The sequence below is a fragment of the Chitinophagaceae bacterium genome (assembly GCA_007695095.1).
Taxonomy (GTDB): domain Bacteria; phylum Bacteroidota; class Bacteroidia; order Chitinophagales; family REEL01; genus REEL01.
Genome location: REEL01000082.1, coordinates 1 through 5,859 on the forward strand (window position 1 = coordinate 1; position 5,859 = coordinate 5,859).

Below are 5,859 nucleotides of genomic sequence, written 5' to 3' on the forward strand. Positions count from 1 at the left end.
TGCGAAAGGACAGAGTAGAACAGGGTTAATTAAAACTTTTTGATAAACAAAAAAAGCTATTCTCCGGAAAAAACAACCCGTCCGGATCCCAACAGATTGTTACCGGAAAAGACTTTTAGCATATAAAGTCCGTCGGGTAAATGGGCTCTGTTGACAAAGATTTGATTTGATATTACCGAAAAATCCGTCTCTACTGCTCTTCCATCCATAGCAAAAGCCGTAAGTCGAATGTCCTGATAAGTTCTATCAAGCTCTATGGTTATTCTGTCTGTTGCCGGGTTTGGAAATACCTTAAAATTTGATGTTTCTATGGAAGATATACCGGTAGTACGACTGAGTTGTGCAAGGTGATTGAGCTCTACCTGCCCTTCAAACTCTACAAGACTGCTGCTTGTAAACTTTCCTCCCACCAAAAACTCACTGTTTCCCGTATGGAAAACAATTGAATTTACTTCATCATTTAAGGTTCCGTATCCCTGAACAATTCCTGACAATGGGCTTAAAACACCTAAGTTTACTCCGGGCTCTTCCATAACATTCATAAAAAAACTAAATTTTCCGGCCAGAAAAATTTGATTTTCACGAAAAACTATATCATTAATATACATTGGCAAATCAGCATCAGGACTTTCTATCCAAAAGTTTGATTCACCAATTAATTGTTGCCACTGATTGTTATGAAATCTGGCTAATCCGAATTTTCTTTCGCCAAACTCATCAATTATAGTACCCGCCGCATGGAATATACCATTCAAATTTTTTAGTACCCTCACCGGACTGTCTAATCCATCACCCACAGCTTGAAGTGTCCCCGAATCTATGCCAAATGAAATATACTGATAATGTCCTACATAATTCATTTCTTCTTCATTGACTTCTGTGAACTCACCGGCAAAGTATATTCCCTGTCCCTGAACTGATTCAATGCTATTTACTTTTCCATTCATTTCAGCGATTATTTCCCAACTTCCCTGTGGATTTATTTTTCTTTTTGCAATAAAATGATTCATACTATTTTCACTATCAGTATAATAACCGGACACATAATCAAAAGGTTGACTAGCTACAAAACCGGTAAGTGTAGCATTTAACTCCGGTAAAACATTATGAAAAGACCATTCGCTGTTACTCCTCTCTATAAAGTTGTGCGTTTCATTATCATAAATAAATTTTCCTGACAAAATTATTCTATTATACATTGAATTGATATCATTCACTTCGCCTTCTAAATTTTGAATAGGACACTCATATTCCACTCCATTCCAAACAGCAAATGTTTGACAGGGAATATCTCCGGCCTGATTAAAAGACCCGGCAATATAAAGCTGAATTGGGTTATGATATGTTATTGCCATTTTTTTTACTTCCTCATCAACGCCCTCACCCAATGGTAAAGGAATTGTGTATGGTCCGTATGACGGTTGTATCCAGGCTAACTCACTTAATGTAAATCCATGGTTTTCTGCCCATTCACCAACTTCCGGATAATCAATTTCGCGTATGTAGCGGTAATTCCCTTCTTCCTGTATTTTTTCAGCCAGCGTTTTATATCCGGATTCAATCATCAAATAACCCACGGCACAGGCAGTACCATAAATGTCAATAAAATATGGAATGCGCTCATTGTGAAACGTATTTATCGGAAAAATTCCATCCTTACGATATTCATTTAACACATCCAGCAGTTCGTTTCTTTTTTGTAAGCCGGCATCGCTATAAGAATGATTTGTTTCCCTTAAATGATGTTCCACCAATTCAAGATGCTTTTGTATTCTTTCAATATCATTTTTGAAAGTAATTTCTTTATTGTATTTGTCTTCAAACCCTTTTTGAGTCCACTCAGCATTAATTTCTTTCAGATGTTCTGATAAGACGGTTTGCGTTTCAGGAGAAACAGCCAAAGATGAAAAATGGATTAACCCGCAAAGTAAAATAATGATATAGTTTTTCATGACACTCTGTTTTAAAATTATGAATCAGTAATGCTTTTTTTATTTCTACCAGAATGAAGATATAACAATTTTGTTAAATAACTGCATTAAAATTGAATGTATTTTTAAAAACAATATACCATTAACAAGGTGCGACTAGGCACTTACAATTGCGAAACATGAGAAAGAGGAGAAGTAGGACTTAGATATTATTGTTTCATGGCTTCATGGCTTCATTGTTCCATTGTTGAATGTAGCGGGATGGTTATGTGTAAATTTTTGGATACCGGAAAGTTTGTTAGAAATTAATATATGTTATACAGTAGGAACTCTCATTCATAAATTTCTTTACGATGTCCTATTTTTATTATTTCTATAATTTTTATTTTATCTTGAATATCATAAACTACCTGGTAATTGCCAATTCGTATTCGCCAAAGATTTAGCTTAGTTCCTTTAATCTTTTTACTTCCTTCAGGACGTGGGTTTTGAGCAAGTAAATCTATATTGTCCACTATCCGTTTAATAGCATGCTTTGGTATTGAACGCAGTTCTTTTGCAGCAGAACGTGTGATTGAAATTTCGTACATTCAGGAAATCTTACCTTCAGTCTTTAAATCCTTTTTAAGTTTATTCCAACTTAGTTTTTCTTCATCTTTTCTTGATTCAGCTACAATCACATCATAAAAATCCTCCCAAAGTTCTCCGTATTTTTTCAGGTCTATTTGTACGGCCACTTTTTTATTTTTACTATCCGTTAAGTAGTGAATTCCTTTCATGATTGTTATTTAACACTATTTGTAACTTCTTTTAGCTATACAAAGTTCCTTTACACGCTACTTGTTTTTTAATGATTTGCTTTTACAGTTAATACACGTTTAAATGCAAAATAGAATTTACATCTTGAAATTTTTCAAAGGATAATACAATATCAATCTGCTTTATATTCAAAACAATCAAACCCCAAGAAAAAATAATTATTTTATTTTTTCACATTTTAACATAGTAATTAAATATAATTGCTTATAATTGTATTAGAAACCGGGATTAATTTTTTACTTTAAAAAATTAATCTATGAAAACTGCTCTTAAAAACCCCCTAATCATCAGTTTTTTGCTGTTGTTCAGCACTACTATTTTATCTGCCCAAACATGCTGGCAAAAGAACTTGTATGACGTTCCTGTAGGTAAATATATCATTGTAAACAACATTGAAGTATATGGGAATAATCATGGAATACACTTAGTAACCGGTACTTTATTTAATAATAGAAATCGTATATATCAGCTTGATTTTAATGGGAATGTCATTTTTTCATCTCCACCCATGGAAATTCCACCTAAAAGCTTTAGCCCTACTCATGACGGAGGATTTGCAATCGGAAATCTGGTAGAAACAACTGATACGCACTTTGCATCTCCCACTAATTATACTATTAGAGAAGAATTTACTTTACGCAAATATGGTATAGGAAATGCGCCAAACCCAATTGAATGGGAATTTACATTTCCGGGCAACGATCATTTTTGGAACTATTTTTTCACAAAAACATTAGATGACAACTCAATTATTGCAGCAGCCAGAGGGTGTGAGTTTTCCCCTACATGTTATCATACATCGGAATCCTCTTGGTTAATAAGATTAGATGAACAGGGAAATATATTGATGATTGATAATTACCCGCTTCATGCAATTTATGATATCGTAGAATTAGCCAATGGTGATTTTATATTCGCTGCATCTAACCATGGAGAATTCGAATTAAGGCAGATTGATTCAACAGGACAGGCAGTTTGGACGGAAAGCTATGGCAATTTGGGCCTGTCAGTCTGGAATTCAAGCAATGTAAGTTTACATTTAACCACTAATAATGAAATTCTACTAAAAGCCGGGGAACAGATTTTACGAACGGATTTGAACGGAAACTTAATCTGGTCAGAAACAATAGATGTTGCTGCTATACAGCCCATTCAAAATGGTGGTTTTGTTGCAGTAAAATCTGCACCAAATCCTGATCTGGCAGGCATTTCTTCAGCTTCAAAAGTTGCTGTTTTAACCTATAATCAAGATGCTGTATTGATTAACAGCATGTATTATCCTGACACATTAAATACAGGGACTCTTGGAAGTCCAAGTATAAATTATATTCCAAAAGACATAAAGCTTATGAATAATAACTTCTATGCCATTTCAGGATATACGTCAGGACACCCTTTTCCATCATATAAAACTTCTTTTATAATGTATATAGAAATTGATGAAACTTGTCAACAACCTATAGAAACACATAATGAAGACCCCGGGTGTGATTTTTTGGATGCCGGTAATGTACATGCCGGGTTTTGCACAAATGGTATCCAATTTAGTTCTTTTACCGGCAGCGGTTACTCCTCCCCGGTCAACGACTCGGCAAAATTTTTTACGGCACAATCATTTATATTAGGTGCTAAAGATGAACTTACAGATCAACTTTACGCAACATACGATCTTCGTGGGCAAAATAGAGGAGGATTGTATGCCGGCATAGTTGACACCAATCACATGAACTTTGAAATAGAGAACCACTGGAGAAAAGTATGGGTAGTTTCTCATCAGGATGTCAAAAGTCATATTGAAGATTTTTTAGACAACGGAGTGATTGACAATCCCAACCCGGCGATTTTTGATTGGCCCGGAAAAGGCAACATTCATGCGAAAGGCAGAAACGGTGTTTCGATTTATGTTGGGAAAGATGCTGCTCCTTTTGTTGATCTGAACGGAAATGGTATTTATGAGCCGCATCTGGGCGAATATCCTGCCATTAAGGGCTGCCAAATGGCATGGCTTTCTTATCATGATTATTTTTTAAAACACATTCAGGGAAATGATGACTTTTTTATGGGGGAAATTCAAATTTCTGCTTATGCATTTTCGGATTCTACCGAACCTGAATTATATAACTCAATTTTAGCAGAATATAAGGTAACAAATTATTCAGGCAGAAACTATGTTGACTTTTATGTAGGTAATTTCGTAGATTTTGAAATGGGTTGTTTTACCAATAATTTTATTGGTTCAGACCCGGATAATAATACTTTTTATTCTTATGTCGCTAACGAAATAGACCATTCTTGTCCAACATTAGGATTTGGAGAAAACCCACCACTACAAACAGTATCATTTCTTAATGATTCTATGAAAAGCTTTGTTGCTAAACTCACTAACTTTAATCCAATTTCAGGTATACCGGTAAATAGCGAACATATTTATAATTACATTTCAGGTAACTGGAAAGACGGAAGTGACATCACTTATGGAGGAGACGGTATTGGGGGCACACAGCCTTATCCTTTTCTTTATGATGGAAACCCCGCTGATTCACTGGCCTGGTCTGAATGTAGTGAAAATAACACTGCAGGCAATAGGCAAGTTTTTGGTTCTACAGGACCATTTACACTGCCGGCAGATTCTTCCAGGACTTTTAAATTTATGTACACAACTCATCATGGTGAGAATTTATCTGAATGTGTAGATTATGATGCGCTGGTAAAACCTTCCGTAGAATACGTTTTGGCTAATTATGAGCAGATTTATGATTGCAGTCATGAAGGTGCATTACCGGAAATACCGGAAGAAATGATAGTTTATCCATCTGTAGAAGAAAGCCCGGAATTTCAGGCTCAAATGCTGCTTTACCCTAATCCGGCAGACAATAAGGTGTATTTGGAAACTAAAAACATTGAATTGCCCGCTAAAGTATCCCTCATCGACTTAACCGGCAGAGAGTTGCTTCAATTTGAATTAACTCAGGAAAATTATGAAATTGATATTTCAGCATTAAGCATTGGAGTATACTATGTAATTCTAAATAACTGTAAAATGTCAAAGACTAAGACGCTGTTGATTTCCTCGGCTAAATAGCTCTTTTGATGGATTTATAGTCAAATT

The 5,859-nt window shown here is 35.2% G+C and carries 4 protein-coding genes; 1 reads left to right on the plus strand and 3 read right to left on the minus strand.

Annotated features, from left to right (window positions below):
- Nucleotides 1-56 precede the first annotated feature (56 nt).
- From EA412_04230 to EA412_04240, 3 genes are all read right to left on the minus strand, one after another.
- Nucleotides 57-1,952: a T9SS C-terminal target domain-containing protein gene (locus tag EA412_04230; GenBank protein ID TVR80849.1), complete on the minus strand. Its 1,896-nt coding sequence runs from the start codon at nucleotides 1,950-1,952 to the stop codon at nucleotides 57-59.
- Nucleotides 1,953-2,263: 311 nt separating this feature from the next.
- Nucleotides 2,264-2,521, minus strand: a complete 258-nt coding sequence (locus EA412_04235) for a type II toxin-antitoxin system RelE/ParE family toxin (GenBank protein ID TVR80850.1) — start codon at nucleotides 2,519-2,521, stop codon at nucleotides 2,264-2,266.
- Complete coding sequence (locus EA412_04240) at nucleotides 2,522-2,710, minus strand: hypothetical protein (protein TVR80851.1); 189 nt, start codon at nucleotides 2,708-2,710, stop codon at nucleotides 2,522-2,524.
- Nucleotides 2,711-3,006: 296 nt separating this feature from the next.
- Between EA412_04240 and EA412_04245 the strand changes: the two genes are divergently transcribed.
- On the plus strand, nucleotides 3,007-5,832 hold the full coding sequence (locus EA412_04245) for a T9SS C-terminal target domain-containing protein (protein TVR80852.1): 2,826 nt from the start codon (nucleotides 3,007-3,009) through the stop codon (nucleotides 5,830-5,832).
- Nucleotides 5,833-5,859: the final 27 nt, after the last annotated feature.

What these genes read in the sequence shown, in the direction of transcription:
- EA412_04230 (TVR80849.1), bottom strand. Translation starts at nt 1,952, where the DNA reads ATGAAAAACTATATCATTATTTTACTTTGCGGGTTAATCCATTTTTCA.
- EA412_04235 (TVR80850.1), bottom strand. Translation starts at nt 2,521, where the DNA reads ATGTACGAAATTTCAATCACACGTTCTGCTGCAAAAGAACTGCGTTCA.
- EA412_04240 (TVR80851.1), bottom strand. Translation starts at nt 2,710, where the DNA reads ATGAAAGGAATTCACTACTTAACGGATAGTAAAAATAAAAAAGTGGCC.
- EA412_04245 (TVR80852.1), top strand. Translation starts at nt 3,007, where the DNA reads ATGAAAACTGCTCTTAAAAACCCCCTAATCATCAGTTTTTTGCTGTTG.